The sequence below is a fragment of the Amycolatopsis balhimycina FH 1894 genome, from assembly GCF_000384295.1.
Lineage (GTDB): Bacteria > Actinomycetota > Actinomycetes > Mycobacteriales > Pseudonocardiaceae > Amycolatopsis > Amycolatopsis balhimycina.
The window spans coordinates 7,329,559-7,345,819 of sequence record NZ_KB913037.1; the positions used below are offsets into that span (position 1 = coordinate 7,329,559).

General features: G+C 72.8%; 18 protein-coding genes. 8 read left to right on the forward strand and 10 right to left on the reverse strand.

Translation table 11 applies throughout. The features are described 5' to 3' along the window. Positions 1-27 precede the first annotated feature (27 nt). The 3 genes from A3CE_RS0133700 to A3CE_RS56825 all read left to right on the forward strand — a co-directional run bounded on the left by A3CE_RS0133700 (position 28) and on the right by A3CE_RS56825 (position 1,867). A complete protein-coding gene (locus tag A3CE_RS0133700) occupies positions 28-807 on the forward strand; it encodes a DUF1295 domain-containing protein (protein WP_020644512.1) in 780 nt (259 codons plus the stop codon). Next, positions 789-1,616, forward strand: coding sequence for a carbon-nitrogen hydrolase family protein (locus A3CE_RS0133705; RefSeq protein ID WP_020644513.1), 828 nt, complete (start codon positions 789-791; stop codon positions 1,614-1,616). The genes A3CE_RS0133700 and A3CE_RS0133705 overlap by 19 nt, the downstream gene beginning before the upstream one ends. Before the next feature lie 110 nt (positions 1,617-1,726). Beyond that, positions 1,727-1,867, forward strand: coding sequence for a hypothetical protein (locus A3CE_RS56825; RefSeq protein WP_020644514.1), 141 nt, complete (start codon positions 1,727-1,729; stop codon positions 1,865-1,867). A 53-nt stretch (positions 1,868-1,920) separates the two neighbouring features. Here the strand turns inward: A3CE_RS56825 and A3CE_RS52030 are convergent, their stop codons facing one another. From A3CE_RS52030 to A3CE_RS0133725, 3 genes are all read right to left on the reverse strand, one after another. Next, entirely contained in the window at positions 1,921-2,166 is a 246-nt protein-coding gene (locus tag A3CE_RS52030; protein ID WP_020644515.1) for a helix-turn-helix transcriptional regulator, read from the reverse strand. Between the two features lie 432 nt (positions 2,167-2,598). Further along, a complete protein-coding gene (locus A3CE_RS56830) occupies positions 2,599-2,775 on the reverse strand; it encodes a hypothetical protein (RefSeq protein WP_020644516.1) in 177 nt (58 codons plus the stop codon). Between the two features lie 162 nt (positions 2,776-2,937). Beyond that, positions 2,938-3,249, reverse strand: coding sequence for a hypothetical protein (locus A3CE_RS0133725; RefSeq protein WP_245589630.1), 312 nt, complete (start codon positions 3,247-3,249; stop codon positions 2,938-2,940). A 321-nt stretch (positions 3,250-3,570) separates the two neighbouring features. Between A3CE_RS0133725 and A3CE_RS56835 the strand changes: the two genes are divergently transcribed. Continuing rightward, the gene (locus A3CE_RS56835) at positions 3,571-4,458 is read left to right on the forward strand and encodes an NsdA family TPR-like regulatory protein (protein WP_157376795.1); all 888 of its coding nucleotides are present in this window, start codon (positions 3,571-3,573) and stop codon (positions 4,456-4,458) included. Here A3CE_RS56835 and cutA read toward each other — a convergent pair. The 6 genes from cutA to A3CE_RS0133765 all read right to left on the reverse strand — a co-directional run bounded on the left by cutA (position 4,455) and on the right by A3CE_RS0133765 (position 8,978). Beyond that, the gene (gene cutA / locus A3CE_RS0133740; protein WP_020644519.1) at positions 4,455-4,781 is read right to left on the reverse strand and encodes a divalent-cation tolerance protein CutA; all 327 of its coding nucleotides are present in this window, start codon (positions 4,779-4,781) and stop codon (positions 4,455-4,457) included. The genes A3CE_RS56835 and cutA overlap by 4 nt on opposite strands. Before the next feature lie 37 nt (positions 4,782-4,818). After that, positions 4,819-5,094 (reverse strand): DUF2510 domain-containing protein, encoded by a 276-nt coding sequence (locus A3CE_RS0133745; protein ID WP_020644520.1) that lies wholly within the window; start codon positions 5,092-5,094, stop codon positions 4,819-4,821. 144 nt (positions 5,095-5,238) lie between these two features. Then, positions 5,239-5,985, reverse strand: a complete 747-nt coding sequence (locus A3CE_RS0133750; RefSeq protein ID WP_084641874.1) for an SDR family NAD(P)-dependent oxidoreductase — start codon at positions 5,983-5,985, stop codon at positions 5,239-5,241. Positions 5,986-6,076: 91 nt separating this feature from the next. Then, positions 6,077-6,970 (reverse strand): LysR family transcriptional regulator, encoded by an 894-nt coding sequence (locus A3CE_RS0133755; RefSeq protein ID WP_043792811.1) that lies wholly within the window; start codon positions 6,968-6,970, stop codon positions 6,077-6,079. Beyond that, the gene (locus tag A3CE_RS0133760; RefSeq protein ID WP_020644523.1) at positions 6,970-8,223 is read right to left on the reverse strand and encodes a cytochrome P450; all 1,254 of its coding nucleotides are present in this window, start codon (positions 8,221-8,223) and stop codon (positions 6,970-6,972) included. The genes A3CE_RS0133755 and A3CE_RS0133760 overlap by 1 nt, the downstream gene beginning before the upstream one ends. Positions 8,224-8,240: 17 nt before the next feature. Next, positions 8,241-8,978, reverse strand: coding sequence for an SDR family oxidoreductase (locus tag A3CE_RS0133765; RefSeq protein ID WP_020644524.1), 738 nt, complete (start codon positions 8,976-8,978; stop codon positions 8,241-8,243). 85 nt (positions 8,979-9,063) lie between these two features. Here A3CE_RS0133765 and A3CE_RS0133770 point away from each other — a divergent pair, with 85 nt between their 5' ends. The 3 genes from A3CE_RS0133770 (at position 9,064) to A3CE_RS0133780 (ending at position 13,872) form a co-directional block, all read left to right on the forward strand. After that, complete coding sequence (locus tag A3CE_RS0133770) at positions 9,064-9,636, forward strand: TetR/AcrR family transcriptional regulator (RefSeq protein WP_020644525.1); 573 nt, start codon at positions 9,064-9,066, stop codon at positions 9,634-9,636. Positions 9,637-9,650: 14 nt separating this feature from the next. Next, positions 9,651-10,379 carry an alpha/beta fold hydrolase gene (locus A3CE_RS0133775; protein ID WP_020644526.1) on the forward strand — a complete coding sequence of 243 codons (729 nt, stop codon included), beginning with the start codon at positions 9,651-9,653 and terminating at the stop codon, positions 10,377-10,379. A 241-nt stretch (positions 10,380-10,620) separates the two neighbouring features. Further along, positions 10,621-13,872: a tetratricopeptide repeat protein gene (locus A3CE_RS0133780; protein WP_020644527.1), complete on the forward strand. Its 3,252-nt coding sequence runs from the start codon at positions 10,621-10,623 to the stop codon at positions 13,870-13,872. A gap of 91 nt (positions 13,873-13,963) precedes the next feature. Here A3CE_RS0133780 and A3CE_RS0133785 read toward each other — a convergent pair whose 3' ends face one another. After that, entirely contained in the window at positions 13,964-14,746 is a 783-nt protein-coding gene (locus A3CE_RS0133785; RefSeq protein ID WP_020644528.1) for a methyltransferase, read from the reverse strand. A 28-nt stretch (positions 14,747-14,774) separates the two neighbouring features. Here A3CE_RS0133785 and pdxR point away from each other — a divergent pair, with 28 nt between their 5' ends. Continuing rightward, positions 14,775-16,220: a MocR-like pyridoxine biosynthesis transcription factor PdxR gene (gene pdxR / locus A3CE_RS0133790; protein WP_026469127.1), complete on the forward strand. Its 1,446-nt coding sequence runs from the start codon at positions 14,775-14,777 to the stop codon at positions 16,218-16,220. Positions 16,221-16,261 lie beyond the last annotated feature (41 nt).

Here is a 16,261-nt window from a genome sequence, read left to right on the forward strand (position 1 = left end):
GCCGATCCTAGGTCCTAAGGTGTGGTCATGGACGCGCTGCGGGTCTGCCTGTACGTCTTCGCCGGGGTCACGCTCGGCACCTGGCTGGTCTCGGTGCTGACCAGGGAGTACTCCTGGGTCGACCGGATCTGGTCGATCGTGCCGGTGGCCTACGTGGGGATCTTCGCCGGCGCCGCCGGGTTCGCCGACCTCCGGCTCGACGTCATGTTCGCGCTGGTCACGCTGTGGGGCGCGCGGCTGACGTTCAACTTCGCCCGCAAGGGTGGCTACGCGCCCGGCGGCGAGGACTACCGGTGGGCGGTGCTGCGCGAGCGGCTGGCGCCGTGGCAGTTCCAGCTGTTCAACTTCTTCTTCATTTCGCTCTACCAGAACGCGATCCTCCTGCTGATCACGCTGCCCGCGTACACGGCGTTGGAGCACCAGGGCTCGTTCGGCTTGGGGGACGTCGTCGTCGCGGTGGTGTTCTCCGCGTTCCTGGTGGGGGAGACGGTCGCCGACCAGCAGCAGTGGGCGTTCCACCGGGAGAAGCACGCGGGCCGCGCGCCGACCCGGTTCCTGCAGACGGGGCTGTTCCGTTACTCGCGGCACCCGAACTTCTTCTTCGAGCAGGCGCAGTGGTGGGCGGTCGCCGCGTTCGGCGTCGTCGCCGGCGGTCTTCAGTGGACAGTCATCGGTGCGGTCCTGCTGACGCTGTTGTTCGTCGGCTCGACGCGCTTCACCGAGAGCATCACGAAGTCTCGGTACCCCGAGTACGCCGACTACCAGCGGCGGACGTCGGCGGTGGTGCCGTGGCCGGTCCGCGGATGACGGTCGTCGCCGCGCTCCAGATCGCGACCGGCGTCCCGCTCGCGCAGGTGCTGGCCTTCGAGGACGAGATCCGAGGGGCCTCCTTGGTGGTCCTGCCGGAGGCGGTGCTCGGCGGTTATCCGGGCCGGGAGCCGTTCGTCGAGTACTTCCACGCGGCGGTCACGGTGCCGGGCTCGGAAACGACGGCGCTGGCCGCGCTCGCGTCCCGGACCGGCGCGACGCTGGTGGTGGGCGTCATCGAGCGCGACGGTTCGACGCTGTACAGCACCGCGGTGTTCCTCGACCCGGAGCGAGGTCTGGTGGGCAAGCACCGCAAGCTGGTACCCACCGCGCGGGAACGCGTGTTCTGGGGCCGCGGCGACGGCTCGACGCTGCCGGTGGTGCCGACGGCCGCGGGCCTGGCGGGCGCGGCGATCTGCTGGGAGAACCACATGCCGCTGCTGCGCGCGGCGATGTACGCGAAGGGCGTGGAGATCTGGTGCGCCCCGACGGCGGACGACCGTGACGTCTGGCAGGCGTCGATGCGCCACATCGCCGACGAAGGTCGCTGTTTCGTGATTTCGGCGTGCCCGTACGAGTCTTCGGGCGACGACCCGTTCCAGGGCGGCAGCGTGATCGTCGGCCCGCTCGGGGAGGTGCTGGCGGGTCCGTTGCGGGACGCGGCGGGCTTGCTGACCGCGGAAATCGACCTCGACGAGATCGTGGCCGCGCGCAAGAGCCTCGACGTCTCGGGGCACTACGCCCGTCCGGACGTGTTCTCGCTGACGGTGGACGAGCGGCCGCGGGAGGGCGTCATCTTCCTGCGGTGACAACACCTGCCCGATCCACCGTCGTTACCGCCGGTTCGTGGCGGACGCGAACTACCTGTGCGAGAGCCCCGCTCTTCCGGCGGTTCGACTGGAAGGATCAGCTGCGGTTCGTGATCCAGCCCGTCGGGCTCGACCTTGCCGACGCCTGGGACTTCGCCCGGATGGAGGCGAAGATCGCCGCCGGCGCACCCGACGTGGTGATCGCCGGTGGCCGGCCACGAGACGACGACGGCTCCGCGCCAATGCCGTAGCGTTGGAATTCCCGCGTCACGCGGAAATGGGCCTTTACCGCCGTCTGGGACGACTACGGCCTGGCCAGTTCGCGCCGACCGACATCGGTCAACACGAAGTAGCGCTTGGGCTCGGCAGGTGCCGGCCCGTCCCACCCGTCGGTGAGCCAGCCGCGTTCGAGCAGCAGCGTCAACAGCGGGTACAGCCTTCTCCTGTGTACGTGCGTTGCGCGGCGCAGATCGTCGCCGTAGAAGCGTGCTTCGGCAGTTCCCGCGAGGAGTACCGCCGCCAGCTTGCGCATTTCCCGGGTCGACCGCATGGCCCGATACTAGCTCCCGTCCTCATGCTTCGGTGGGTCCTGCGATCCTCCTGGCGGGTGCTGCCGCCACCAGAATCGGGTTGACCGGTAGCTACCGCCCGGTCGGGCCGGGCCGGTCGGCTGGCGTGGGGGATAGCTTCCCGCTGAGCCGAAGGCCACGTTCCCTTCCTGGCCTCCGGCGAGGCAGCTACGTCGGTCACGCCGACGAGATCTCGCCCTTTTGGGCATCGGCTTCTCCTAACGCCTCGGAGGCGGCGGCTGGACGGGACGGGGTTGCGGGCCCGGGTTGTCGCGCGTGGGCGAGTTGGGCCTGTCCTTGCCTGGTCCCGGCCTCGTCGGTCCTGGTCCGGCTGGGTTACGCGGCTGCGGCATCGGCCGTCCTCTGAGTCAGTGCATGGGCAGTTGGAGTCGGCCAATGCGCTGGCCGGAGCGCTAGTGCGGCAGCTGGAAGATCAGGAAACGCAGCTCTGTCGCCTGCCGGTTGAGTCCGGGGCCGGTGCGCCCGGCAAGCCGACCGTGGCCGCGCACCGGCCCCGACTCCGCCGCCTTCTCGGCGTTGAACACGACCGCCAGGTCCTCGCGGGGGATCGTGACGACCCGCTCAACCACGTCGCTCTGCTCGCGCGCCTCGCGTAGTGCCGTTGTTCAGGTGTCCAGATCGCACGTCGCCGTGGTGCTCGTGCCGGAAGGCGATCCAGAAGCCGACCGCGAGCTTCTGCGCGAGCTCGGGCACGTCACGGACGTGGTAGGGCTTCGGCTACTCCTGCGGTGTCATCGGCGGGCACGTGGCACCTCCGGGGCGGTGGGGCCGGTCTGGCTGAGGCAACCGGGGCACACGCGGTCCGGGTGCGTCCGCACCGGATGCGGAGTGACGCTCGGCCGGTCGTGGCCGAAAGGGACTGACCGGTGTTGCTCACAGGCCGGGTACACCAGCGGTGGCCAGTCAAGGGCGAGCTGGGTGTGCTGGTAGAGGTGCGCGAGGCCGTCGACGAACCCGTGCCACTCCCACCAGTCACCCGGCGCGGTGGCCCGCGGCCGGTCGTCGAGCGCGGTCACGGCGCGTACCGGTTGATCCGCGGCCATCGCCGCCGCACTTCGGCAGCCGCCTCCGCCAGCTCGTCCGGCCGCAGCTGGGACACTGGCCGGAACGGCTGCTCGTCAGGGCGTGACGACCCGGAGAGGGTGTCTCGACCGTCGGCTCGGTCCTGAAGAGGAACCCGGTCGCACTTGTCGTCTCCGTCTACGGGAGCCTTCTCGCCATTGCACGCTGTCACGCTATTGAGGCTATGAGCGATAATGCCTGGTAGGAGGAGCCCGGTACGGGGGCCATTCGCAGAGGGTGGCCAGAACTGGGGGCCAGAGCGATGATGAGCACTTGTCGGGTGCGAACCGAGGGAGTACCGAGTGGAGCAGCAAGGAATCGGCGCACTGCTCCGGAACCAGCGCGCGGCCACCGGTCGTTCCCAAGCCGATCAGGCCGAGGTACTTTCCGAGATCTCGGGGCAGCCCGTCACCCGCAACGAAGTATCGCGATGGGAGTGTGAGCGGCGATTGCCGACGCCGTTCTGGCAGAAGCACATGGCCGCGACTTTCGAGATCGACGTGCAGGGAATTCGTCGTGCGGTCATGGCGACTCGTGCGGAACAGCGGAAGGCGAAGACGGGAGAGACAGTGCAGCGGCGTGAATTCATCGGAGCAATGGCCGCTCTGGCAATTCCGCCGGCTCGCACGGAACAACCGACTGCGCGCCGGATCGGGCAATCCGACATCGACGAGTTGCGCCGCCGAACAGCCCGGCTCCGTCGTCTCGACAACGTCTTGGGCGGCGCCGAGACCTTCCCGGTGTACTCGGCCGAGGTCGATTTCACGCAGCGGCTGCTCCGCGAATCCAGCCACACGATCGAGCTCGGCCAGCAGCTGCGGGCACTGCTTGCCGAGCAACAGCAGCAGGCCGGTTGGGCAGCATTCGACCATGGCCAGAACGCACTCGCCCAGCGGCTCTACAGCGACAGCCGGAAAGCCGCCGAGGAGGCCGGTGCGCTCGACCTCGCCGGGAACGCGCTGGCCTACGCCGCGTACCAGCAGACCGCGACCGCGCAGAGCGGGACCGCGCTGGCCGCCGACTCGTGCGAGGTCGAGCAGGCCGCCGCGACCCTCGCGCGTGCCGCGGACCTGGCCGCTGGAGTCAGCTCGGTACGCCCGGCGGCCCGGATTCAGGCGGTAGCCCGCCAGCTGGCGGGGTACCGGTCAACGCCGATGGTCGGCGACCTGCTGGCCCGGCTGGGCGCCTAAGCGTCCGAGTTCGTCGACGCCTCGACCCACTGCAGGTAGTCGGCGGAGCCGCGCACGAGCTCGACGGCGGTCACCTCCGGCTTGCTCCACGGGTGCTGCTCGACGATGTGCGCTTCCAGTTCGGCGTAGCGGGCGTCCGTGGTCTTGAACGTCACGTTCCACTCCTCGCCCTCGCCCTGCTCGCCGAGGTGCCAGAAGAACGACGCGACCGGGCCGGTCACCTGTGCTGTGGCCGCCAGGCGAGCGGCCACCGCTGAGCCGGCGAGCTTCGCGCCGGAGTCGCGGTCCGGGGTGGTTGTGGTCACGAGAAGGTGGACTGCCATGACGCCACCCTAGGACGCTCCGGCGCCTCGGACGGGGCTAGGACGCCGGTCTGAAGTGCTCAGTCCATCGGACGCCGTCCCACCACTGTGTCGCGCCCTGCTGCGTCGGCGACGGGTACCAGCCTGCCGGCGGCCCGGCGGGCGCGGGCGGCTGCGCGGCAGGGGAAACCGCCTGCTGTGCGAGCGCTTGCTGCTGAAGCCTGGTTTGTGCCTGGAGCTCACGCAGGGACTTCTTGGCGACGCGCTGCTTCTTGCTGCTGCCGCGGACGAGCCCGCCCGTGCTGATCATCAGGGACTTCCGGATGAGGCCCACGTGGTGCCACCTTCCCGTCGGGTGTACTCGCAGGAGTCGGTGATCAATCGCGCCGTGTTACGCGTCCACCGAGGCGATCGGCAGTTCCAGCAGGCGAGCCCGGGACAACGTCACCGTCCTGCGGTGACGCGGTCCCGGTCGGGCTCAGACCGCCAGCCGGCCGCCGTCCACCGGGAGGATCGCGCCCTGGACGAAGCTCGAACCGCCCGCCACGAGGAACGCGATCGCCGCGGCGATCTCCTCCGGTGCGGCCACCCGGCCGGCCGGGCCGTTCGCGGCCAGCGCGTCCAGGCCGTCGCCGAAGGCGGCCGTGCCTTCGGTGCGCGTCGGGCCCGGGCTGACCGCGTTGACCCGCACGCCGGACGGCCCGAACTCCGCCGCCCACGCCTTCGTCATCAGCTCGATCGCCGCCTTCGACGAGCCGTAGAGCGCCATGCCCGGCATGCCCCTCGCCGCGACCATCGTGGACACGTTGACGATCGCGCCGTGCCCGCGGGCGGCCATCTCCGGCGCCAGCTCGGCGACGAGGAAGAACGGTACCTTCACGTTGATCGCGTACACGCGGTCGAAGTCCGTTTCGGAGAGGTCCGCAGTGGGGCCGGTGGGGAAGATCCCGGCGTTGTTCACCAGCACGTCGATGGGCCCGCCCAGCTCACGGGCCCGCGCCGCCAGCTCCCGCGCCGACGACGCGTCCGTCAGGCCGGCCGCGACGAAGTCGGCCTTCCCGCCCGCCACGCGGATGTTTTCGACGACCTCGGCGCCGCGTCCGGCGTCCCGCCCGGACAGCACGACGTGCGCCCCGAGCCCGGCCAGCGCGATCGCCGTCGCGCGGCCGATCCCGCTCGTCCCGCCGGTCACCAATGCCGTCGACCCGGACAGTTCTGCACTCATCGTTCAACTCCTTCGCGACCCGGGTGTCTCCCGGTCGAAGGGTTCAAGCGAGGCCGCCACAAGAGACTTCCGGGATCGCGTTCGGCACTGCTTATGCCCGCGATTCGTCCCGCCGATGGTCTTCCAGTGCCGCGACGAACTCCGCGAGGTCGCGGCGGTGCGAGTTCGCCGGCCACACGGCCCAGGTCCGCCGCACGAGCGGATTCCCGGCCAGCGGCCGCCACCGCACCGAGTCCGGCAGCGGGTACGGCCACTCGGGTGGCGCGAACGCGTAGGCCGTGCCCGCGCTGACCGCCGGGATCTTCAGCTCGACGATCAGCCGCTGCTCCTCCGGGACGTCGGGACCGACGTCGAGGCCGTGGCTGCGCAGGATCGCCGCCAGCTCGTCGTACCACGCCGGGCTCCCCGCGCGGGGGAAGGCGAACCAGTCCAGCCCGGCCAGCTCCTCCAGCCGGACCGGCGAGCCGAGCTTCTCCGCGAGATCCGCCGCCAGCAGGACGCCCACGTTCTCCTCCACGACGAGCACCGCGTCCAGGTCGGGCCCGGCCGGGCGTTCGCGGACCAGCCCGACGTCCAGCTCGCCCGCCCGCAGCGCGGCGACCTGCGCCACCGACGACAGGTGCCGCGCCTGCACCCGCGTTTCCCCCAGCCGGGCGAGCGCCGACGGCAGCAGCTCGGGCGGCAGCTCCAGCGGGACGCCGACGCGCAGCACGCCGCCGCCGGTCTCCGTGTGCCGGGCCATCGCGGCGAGCGCCTGGTCGTGGCGCGCCAGTACCGCGCGCGCTTCGCCCAGCAACGTCGTCCCGGCGTCCGTGACCTGGACGCCCGTACTCGTGCGCACCAGCAGCCGGACGCCGAGGCGGCGTTCCAGCGCGGTGATCGTCTGGGACAGCGCCGGCTGGCTCACGTGCAGCCGCCGCGCCGCCTTGGACATCGCCCCGGCTTCGACGACCGCGACGAACGCCCGCAGCTCGCGGATCTCCATCAGCGGGCCCACCGGATCGGCAGCGACTTGAGGCCGTTCTGGAAGTTCGACCGCAGCCGCACCGGTTCCCCGGCGAGTTCCATGAAGCCGGGCAGGTCGAGCACCGCGGCGAACATCGCCCGCAGCTGGACCCGCGCCAGCTGCGCGCCGAGGCAGAAGTGCGGGCCGTGGCCGAAGGTCAGGTGATCGTTCGGCGTGCGGGCGATGTCGAAGACGTCCGGGTCCTCGAACACCTCCGGATCCCGGTTGGCCCCGGTAAACCAGACCACCACCTTGTCGCCGGCCCGGATGTCCACATCGGACAGCCGGACGCCGGCGACGGCGGTGCGCCGGAAGTGCATGACCGGCGTCCACCAGCGCAGCATCTCTTCGACCGCCGACGGCAGCAGGGACCGGTCTTCCCTGAGCCGCCGGTACTGCTCGGGGTGCGACAGCAGCGCGAGCAGCCCGCCGGGCAGGCCGTTGCGGAGGGTTTCGTTGCCCGCCACGGAAAACAGCCAGAACAGGTTCTCGAACTCGGCGAGTGAGACGCGGGCGCCGTCGTCGCCGACGTTCCGCATCAACGCGCTCATCACGTCGTCGCCGGGATGCGAACGCTTGTACTCGCCGAGTGCGTTCGCGTACGCGTAGAGGTCCGGCATCCCCGCGCGGGTCCGCGGATCCGGCATCGCGCCGTCCGGGCCGGGGGACGGCCGGACGGCGAGGGCGGCCCGCGCCAGGCCGGTCACCTCGGCGGGGGAGACGGTCGCGCTGACCGCGTACTCGGCGTCCTGGTAGCCGATCACGCGGTTGCTCCAGTCGTACATCAGCCGCCGGTCTTGTTCCGGCACGCCGAACACCGCGGCCAGCGTGCGCAGCGGCAGATCGGCGGCCACCTGCGCGAAGTCGCACTCGCCTCGATCGGCGACCTCGGCGACGAGGCTCCGCGCCCGGCTCTCGATCTGCGAAGTCAGCTTCGCGACCGCGCGCGGGGTGAACGCCTTGGTGAGCAGCCCGCGCAGCCTGCCGTGCTCCGGCGGGTCCATGTTGAGCATCATCCGGCGCACGTACGCGAGGTCGGCGGCGTCGCGGATCTGCGTCCCGCCGAGCTGCGAGGAGAACAGCGCGGGGTCGCGCAGCACCCGCCGCACGTCGGCGTGGCGCAGCACCGCCCAGAAATCGTCGACGCGCACCACCGGCGACTCGCGCCGCAGCCGCGCCAGCTCCTCGTACGGGACGCCCCGCATGTAGGTGTCCGGATCGGTGATCCCCACGAACCGACCCTAGCCGCTCAGCCCTGCCGGGTGGGCCGGATGGTGAGGTCGCCGATTTCGACGTCGTCGGGCTGCTCGATCGCGAACGCGATGGCGCGCGCCACGGCGTCGGGGCTGATGCCGAGGTCGGCCATGGCCTGCTGGGCCTGCTCGCGCTGCTCGGGGTCGCTGACGTAGTCGACGAGCTCGGTGCGGACGTACCCCGGGGAGATGGACGTCGTGCGGAGCACGCCGTCGGTGGACTCCTGGCGCAGCGCCTCCAGCAGCGTGCGGACGGCGTTCTTGGTCCCGGCGTAGACGGCTTGGCCGGGGACGATCTTGAGGCCCGACGTCGACACGGTGGTCACGAAGTGCCCGTGGCCCCGCTCGCGGAACACCGGCAGCGCGGCGGCGATGCCGTGGAGGACCCCGCGCAGGTTGACGTCGATCATCGCGTCCCAGTCGTCGACGTCGAGGGCGGCGACGGGCGCGATCCGGGCGACGCCGGCGTTGGCCACCAGCACGTCGAGGCGGCCGTACCGGTCCACGGCCAGCGCGACCAGCCGCTCGAGGTCGGCGCGCCGGGTGACGTCGGTTTCCACCAGGTCCGCGCGGCCGCCCGCGGACCGGATGTCCGCGACGAGCGCGTCGAGCCGGTCGGTGCGGCGCGCGCCGAGCACGACGGCCGCGCCACGGGCCGCCAGCTCCCGCGCGGTGGCCGCGCCGATCCCGCTGCTGGCTCCGGTGATGGCGACGACCTTGTCCATGCTGCTCATGAGGCTCTCCTCGACTAAGTTGACAACTGTCCGTTTAATCGCACTGTACCGGACAGTTGTCCGCTTATGAAAAAGGGGCGTCTTCGTGAGCCGTGAGCGCCGGTCGGACGCGGTCGCCAACCGCGACCGCATCGTGGAGGCCGCGCGGGCCGAACTGAGCAGGTCCAACGGCGCGGTGGACGACCTGAAGCTGCATCTGGTCGCCAAGGCGGCCGGGGTGGGACAGGGCACGCTCTACCGCCACTTCCCGACCCGCGAGCACCTGCTCGCGGAGGTGTACCGCCACGAGCTGACCGAGCTGGTCGACGCCGTGGCGCCGCTGCTGGCGGAGCATCCCCCGCTCCGGGCGCTCACCGGGTGGCTCGACCGGCTGGTCGAGTACGCGCGCGTCAAACGCGGTGTCATGGCGGCGATCGAGGCGTCGGCGTGGCAGGACCTCTACGCCGGCCAGCACCACCGGCTCGACGAAGCGCTGGAGCTGCTGCTCGACCGGGGAAAGGCCGCCGGCGAAGTGCGCGAAGAGGTCGACGCCGCCGACGTCATCCTGCTTCTGGGCGCGTTGTCGCGGATTCCCGGGCCGGAGTGGGACAAGCGCGCGCCCACGGTCGTGACGGTCATCGTCGACGGTCTTCGCCCTAGCCGCGCGCGGCCGTCGTAGGGGAGGCTGCTGCGATGGACACGCTCAACATGCGCACCGGCGGCCAGGGCGAACCGGCCGTCCTCCTCCTGCACGGCCTGGGTGCGACCGGCGCCGTCTGGGCCCACTTCTCCGTGGCGCTCGACCGGCGCGTCCTGGTGCCCGACCTCCCCGGCCACGGCTTGTCCTCGCCGCTGCCGCACTACAGCTTCGCGACGCTCGCCGCGGCGGTCGCGCGGGCGCTGCCGCCGGGCGGGCCGCTGATCGCCGCCGGGCACTCGCTCGGTGGGGTGGTCGCGCTGGAACTGGCCTCCGGCCGGTACGACGTCGAGGTCGAAGGCGTGCTGGCGCTCGGGGTGAAGGTCGAGTGGAGCCAGGACGACCTGGGCCGCGCGGCGTCGTTCGCGGCCCGGCCGGCCCGGGTGTTCGAGACGCGGGAAGACGCCGAGCAGGCCTACCTGAAGGTGTCCGGGCTGCTCGGGATCGCGCCCGCCGACCCGGCCGGGCTGCGCGAGACCGAGGAGGGCTGGCGCCTGGCGATGGACCCGGCCGCGTTCGGCGTCGGCGCGCCGGACATGCCCGCGCTGCTCGCCGCGGCGCGGTGCCCGGTCGTGCTGGCGGCGGGCGAAAACGACCCGATGAGCCGTCCGGACCAGCTGCGGGCGCTCGATCCGGACGCGGTCACGCTCGCCGGTCTCGGTCACAACGCCCACGTCGAGGACCCGGCCGCGGTACGCGCGCTGCTGGAGCGCTTCGGCGTGTGAATGTCCGGGCGCAGCCGTCGTACCCCAAGCGACGGCTGCTCCCTCGAACCCCTCGCCACCACCGGACGCGGGAAAGCCTAGGAAACGGCGGTGGACGAGCGCCTGTACCGCCTCAACCCGCCGTCGTCACCGTCCGCACCTGCGGAAACGGTTATCTTCGCCGTTCGGTGGTACATCTCCGGCGGCACGATCGTGATGCTTGAGGGGTACGTTCCGCGGGGGTACGCGGGAGAGGACGTCTGTGGAGGAAGGCCTGTCGTTCGCCGGCTGGCTGCGAGAGCGGCGCGGGCTCGCCGGCCTCACCCAGGCCCAGCTCGCCGAACGCGCCGGACTGAGCCTGCGCGCGGTGCGCAACGCCGAGCTCGGCAGCGTCCGGCGGCCCCGCCCGGAGACCGAGCGGCGGCTGCGGGAAGCGCTTGCCGAAGCCCCGCCGGAGCCGGTGCGGATCGGTGTCCTGGGACCGCTCACCGTGGCGCGCGGGGCCGAGCCGGTCGAGATCGGCGCGGAGAAACAGCGCCTGCTGCTGGCGTTGCTGGCCCTGCAGCCGAACCGGACCGTCCGGCGGGAAGACCTCGTCGACGTCATCTGGGACGAACCGCCGCCATCGTGCCTGGAGCTGCTCCACACCTACGTCGCGCGGCTGCGGCGGGCGCTGCGGCCCGCCGACCTCATCGCCACCGACAAGGGCGGCTACCGGCTTTCCGCCGGCAAAGCCGAGCTGGACCTCCTGGAGTTCGAGGCGCTGCTGAGCCGGGAGCCGCCGGGCTATCGCGCGGCCCTGGACCTGTGGCGCGGGCCCGCGCTCGCCGACGTCGAACGGCTCCGGCAGCATCCCGTCCGGCTGGCGCTGGCGATGCGGCACGCCAAGACGGTCCTGGCCTACGCCGGCACCGCGGACCCCGAGGACGCGGCGGTGCGGCTGCGGGCGCTGACCGCCGAGGAGCCGCTCGGCGAGGCCGCGCACGCCAAGCTGATGCTGGCGCTCGCCGCGTCCGGGCGCCAGGCCGCCGCACTGGACGTGTTCGAGGACGTGCGCCGCCGGCTGGCCGGCGAGCTGGGCATCGAACCGGGACCCGAGCTGCGCGCGGCCCAGCGGCAGGTGCTGCGGCAGGACTTCGCCGCCCCGGAGCCGCCGTCCCGGGTGCCGGCGCAGCTGCCCGCGGACGTCCCCGGGTTCCGCGGCCGCGCGGCGCAGCTGGCCGAGCTGGACGCTCTGCTGCACCGCGCCGAAGACGACACCGGCGCGCGGATCGCCGTCCTGTCCGGCACCGGCGGGGTCGGCAAGACCGCGCTCGGCGTGCACTGGGCGCAGCGCTCGCCCGCCGCGTTCCCGGACGGGCAGCTCTACCTCGACCTGCACGGCTACGGCACGGTCCGGCCGGTGGAGCCGGGTGACGCGTTGTCCGGGTTCCTGCGCGCCCTCGGCGTCGACGGCGCCGACATCCCCGCCGAGCCGGACGAGCGCGCCGCGAAGTTCCGCACCGCGCTCACCGGCCGCCGGATGCTGCTGGTGCTCGACAACGCGGGTTCGGTCGGGCAGGTCCGCCCGCTGCTGCCCGGCTCGGCGTCGTGCCTGGTGCTGGTGACCAGCCGGGACGCGCTGCCGGGCCTGGTCGCCCGCCACGGCGCCCGCCGCGTGCTCGTCGACCTGCTCACCGGGACCGAAGCCCGCGACCTGCTGCGCGCGCTGCTCGGCCGGCGCGTCGACGACGAACCCGAGGCCACCTCGGCACTGATCGGGTACGCCGCCCGGCTGCCACTGGCCCTGCGGCTGGTCGCGGAGCTGGCGCTCGGCCGGCCGGGGGAGCGCCTCGCCGAGCTCTCGGCGGAGCTGGCCGACGAACGGCGGCGGCTCGACCTGCTCGACGGCGGCGGCGACCCGCTGACCGCGGTCCGTGCCGTGTTCTCGTGGTCGTACCACCACCTGGCATCCGACGCCGCGCGCGTGTTCCGGCTCTGCGGCCTGCACCCGGGCCGCGACCTGACGCCGGCCGCGCTCGCCGCGCTCGCCGGCGTGCCCCTGCCCGAGGCGGAACGGCTGGCCGGCACGCTGGTGCGGGCCCACCTCGCGCAGCGGACCGGCGACGACCGCGTCCAGCTGCACGACCTGCTGCGCGTCTACGCCGCCGAGCTGGCGGCCGCCGACGCGGAGGAAAGCCACGCGGCGCAGGAGCGGCTGTTCGACTTCTACGTCCGGTCGGCGGCGCAGGCCATGGACGTCGTCCTGCCGCAGGAACGGCACCTGCGCCCGCGGGTGCCGGAACCCGGCGTCAAGGTGATCGACGCGCAGGCGTGGCTGGAGGCCGAGCGCCGCAACCTCCTCGCGGTGGCCGCGCACGCGACGCGGCACGGGTGGCCGGAGCACCTGCGGCTGCTGTCCGGGATCCTGTGGCACTACCTCGACGTCGGCGGCTACCACGAGGAAGCGCTGGTGCTGCACACGCACGCGTCGGCGCTGGCCCACTACGCCGGCGACCGGGCCGCCGAGGCCGAGCCGCTGATCCTCATCGCGCTCGGCCACTGGCGCGTCGGCCGGTCGCGGGAAGCGCTGCGCTACCTGGAGGAGGCGCTCGTCCTCGCCCGCGAGACCGGCGACCGGCGGACCGAGATCCACGCGGTCAACACCCTCGGCCTGGTCTGCCGCGCCCTGGGCCGGTTCGCCGAAGGGATCGGGTACTCGGCGGAGGCGCTCGAGCTGGCCCGGCGGACGGGCGACCGCACCAGCGAAGGCCTGGTCCTGGTGGTGCTCGGCTGTTCGTGTCGCGGCATCGGCCGGTACGGCGAAGCGATCGGTCACTTCGAAGCGGCACTCGCCCTGGCCCGGGACACCGCCGACCGCACCAGCGAGGGCTACGCGCTGGTCAACATGGGCGACGCGTTGTCGGCACTGGGACGCCACGACGAAGCGGTCCGGGCCCTGGAGGAAGGGCTTGCGCACCTGCGCGCGATGGGCGTGCGGGTGAGCGAAGGGTACGCGCTGGGCATCCTCGGCGACGTCGAGCACGCGCGCGGCCGGCACGCGGAAGCCGCGGCGCACCTGGAGCGGGCGCTGGAAATCGCGCAGGAGACGGGAAGCCCGACGAACCGCAGTGTCGCGCTGAAGCACCTGGGCGACGTCCGGCTGGCCCAGGGCCGGCACGCGGAAGCGGCCCGGCACCTCGAAGAGGCGCTGAGCCTGGCCCGCGAATGCGGCGACCGGGGCGTGGAATCCCGCGTGCTCAACAGCCTGGGTGCCCTTTGCGCCGCACGCGGCGCTTCGTCGGATGCGCTCAGGTACCACCGCGAAGCCCTTGCGGTGGCGAAGAAGACGGGCTGCCTCCCCGAGCAGGGGCGCGCTTACTGCGGGCTCGGCGAAGTCCACTGTGGACTCGGCGACCCGGACGCCGCGCGCGAGCACTGGGAACGCGCGTTGGCCTGCTACGCCGGGGAATGCGTGCCCGGCGCGACCCGGGTCCGGAACCACTTGGCGGCCTTGGACCGCGTCGTGGGGTAGGGGCGTTCAAGAGCGGCGATGTCGCTTTCGACCCGCTGGCGATCCCGGTCGACGATGTCGGTGCAGCCGGCGAGCCGCGGGTGCCAGGTGATCATGACTTTCTCCCGGTGGCCTTGAAGAACGTGTAGTGGAAGGTCCCGTCTCCGGCGCCTGTGCGGTGGAGGTCGGCGACTCCGCGCGCCCAGCCGTCCGCGGTGGCGAGCCCGCGGGCGACGGCGGTTTCGCCGACGCCTTCGACCATCGCGGTGAAGGTGTCGCGGGTGAACCCGGTGACAAGGCCGGGCCGGGACGCGTCGGCGTAGACGGTCCGGGGCTCGACCGACACTCCGTCGAACCCGGCGCCGGTGAGCAGCGGGTACAGGCGCCGTCCGATGAGCGCGTCGCCGCCGGCGTCGGCCTGCAGGCGGACGAGGCAGTCGATGGCGGCCTGGGCGTACTCGCTGCGCGGGTGGTGGAACGCCGAGCCGTGGTCGCCTTCGATCACCGTGATCGTGCCGCCCGGCCGCAGCAGGGTTCGCAGGTGCGCCAGGGCTTTCTCCGGCTCCGGCAGGTGTTCCAGCACGAAGCAGACGAAGACGTGGTCGTACTCGCCGTCGAGGTCGAACAGGTCGGCTTGCCGGAATTCGACGGTCCTGGCCCGCTTCCGCGCCTGGGCGAGGGACGCGGCGGAGACGTCGACGGCGGTCAGGTGCGCGCCGGGGCTGCGGGCCACGAGGTGGACGGTCTGGGCGCCGACGCCGCAGCCGGCCTCCAGCACGCGGCTGCCGGCCGGGTAGGCCGTCCCCGCGTGCAGCAGCTCGGCCAGGGTGTCGGCCTGGTCGCCGAGGCGGCGGGCTTCGGGTTCGGCGTATCCGTGCACGTAACCGGTGTCCATGGCCCCAGCGTGATGCGACAATGGCCCGATGGACAGAGCCAAAACCTTGCGTCCCGAGGGGTCCATAGGGTCGGACTTCCTCCAGCTGGACGTCCGCGAGGCGCCGCCGGGCGGGCTCGCGGACTGGCTCGCCGGGCAGCTGCGCGCGGCGGTCGCCGACGGCAGGCTCCCGGTCGGCGGGCGGCTGCCCGCGTCCCGGGTGCTCGCCGCCGACCTGCGCGTGTCGCGGGGCGTGGTCACCGAGGCCTACCAGCGGCTGGTCGACGACGGCCACGCCGCTGGCCGCGGCCGGGCCGGCACCGTCGTGGTCGCCGCGCCGGTGGTGCCGCCCGACCCGGTCTCCGTTGCTTCGCCGGCGAAGGTGATCACGCCCTCGCCCGGTCCCGGCATCTTCGACGCGATCCGCGCGGCCCCGGCCCGGATCGACCTCACCCCCGGTGTGCCGGACCTGACGGCGTTCCCGCGGGCGGCCTGGCTGCGGGCGGAACGCTCGGTGCTGGACGAGCTCGAGCCGTCGCAGTTCGGTTACGGCGATCCGCGCGGGGCGCCGGCGATGCGGCGGGCGGTGTCGCACTGGCTGGCGCGCAGCCGCGGGATCAGGGCCGACCCGGGCGAGATCATTGTCGTGGCCGGGGTCGCGCAGGCGCTGACGCTGCTCGGGGACGTGCTGAGGCGGCGCGGTGTCACCGAAATGGCGGTGGAGGACCCGAGTTCGCTCGGCGCCCGGCAGCACCTGAACCACTGCGGCCTGGCGACACCACCGGTCGAAGTGGACGACGACGGCCTGCGCGTCGCCGAACTGAGGGCGCCGGCCGTGCTGCTGACGCCGGCCCACCAGTTCCCGATGGGCGTGGTGCTGGGCGGCGAGCGCCGCCGCGACCTGATGCGCTGGGCGGCCGACGGCGGCATCGTCGTCGAGGACGACTACGACGCCGAGCACCGCTACGACCGCGCGCCGGTGCCCGCGGTCCGGTCGATGCTGCCCGAAGTGTGTTACCTGGGCAGCGTTTCGAAGCTGCTGGCCCCGGCGTTGCGCATCGGCTGGCTGCTCGCGCCCCCGCGGTTCCGGGACGACCTCGTGGCCGCGAAGCGGTTCGCGGACCTCGGCAACGGGGTGCTGCCGCAGCTGGTGCTGGCCCGGCTCATGGAGACGGGTGAGCTGGAGCGGCAGCTGCGGGTGGTGCGGGCCCGCCACCGCCGCCGCCGCGACGCGATGATCCGTGCCCTGGCGGAGTCACTGCCGTCGGCGGTGGTCCACGGCGCGGCGGCGGGGCTGCACCTGACGATCACGTTCGGCGGCGAGGTGGACGACGTCGCCCTGGCGGCGGCCGCGCTGGCGGACGGGGTGAAGGTGCAGCCGCTGTCGTGGCACCGCCAGCTCCCGGGGTCTCCGGGGCTGGTCCTGGGCTACGCCGCGCGGACGGCGACGGAGATTTCGGAGGGTGTCGCGCTGCTGGGAAAGCTGCTGCGCTGACCGCGGGCGGCGCGGGGGACCCCCGGTTTCAACGTTACCGG

Bases quoted from the DNA above. Each gene is read 5' to 3' on its own strand.
- A3CE_RS0133775 (WP_020644526.1), top strand. From the start codon at position 9,651: ATGGACACGCTCAACATGCGCACCGGCGGCCAGGGCGAACCGGCCGTC.
- A3CE_RS0133750 (WP_084641874.1), bottom strand. From the start codon at position 5,985: ATGAGTGCAGAACTGTCCGGGTCGACGGCATTGGTGACCGGCGGGACG.
- A3CE_RS0133725 (WP_245589630.1), bottom strand. From the start codon at position 3,249: ATGGCCGCGGATCAACCGGTACGCGCCGTGACCGCGCTCGACGACCGG.
- A3CE_RS52030 (WP_020644515.1), bottom strand. From the start codon at position 2,166: ATGCGGTCGACCCGGGAAATGCGCAAGCTGGCGGCGGTACTCCTCGCG.
- A3CE_RS0133755 (WP_043792811.1), bottom strand. From the start codon at position 6,970: ATGGAGATCCGCGAGCTGCGGGCGTTCGTCGCGGTCGTCGAAGCCGGG.
- A3CE_RS0133700 (WP_020644512.1), top strand. From the start codon at position 28: ATGGACGCGCTGCGGGTCTGCCTGTACGTCTTCGCCGGGGTCACGCTC.
- A3CE_RS0133785 (WP_020644528.1), bottom strand. From the start codon at position 14,746: ATGGACACCGGTTACGTGCACGGATACGCCGAACCCGAAGCCCGCCGC.
- A3CE_RS0133765 (WP_020644524.1), bottom strand. From the start codon at position 8,978: ATGAGCAGCATGGACAAGGTCGTCGCCATCACCGGAGCCAGCAGCGGG.
- cutA (WP_020644519.1), bottom strand. From the start codon at position 4,781: ATGGCAGTCCACCTTCTCGTGACCACAACCACCCCGGACCGCGACTCC.
- pdxR (WP_026469127.1), top strand. From the start codon at position 14,775: ATGGACAGAGCCAAAACCTTGCGTCCCGAGGGGTCCATAGGGTCGGAC.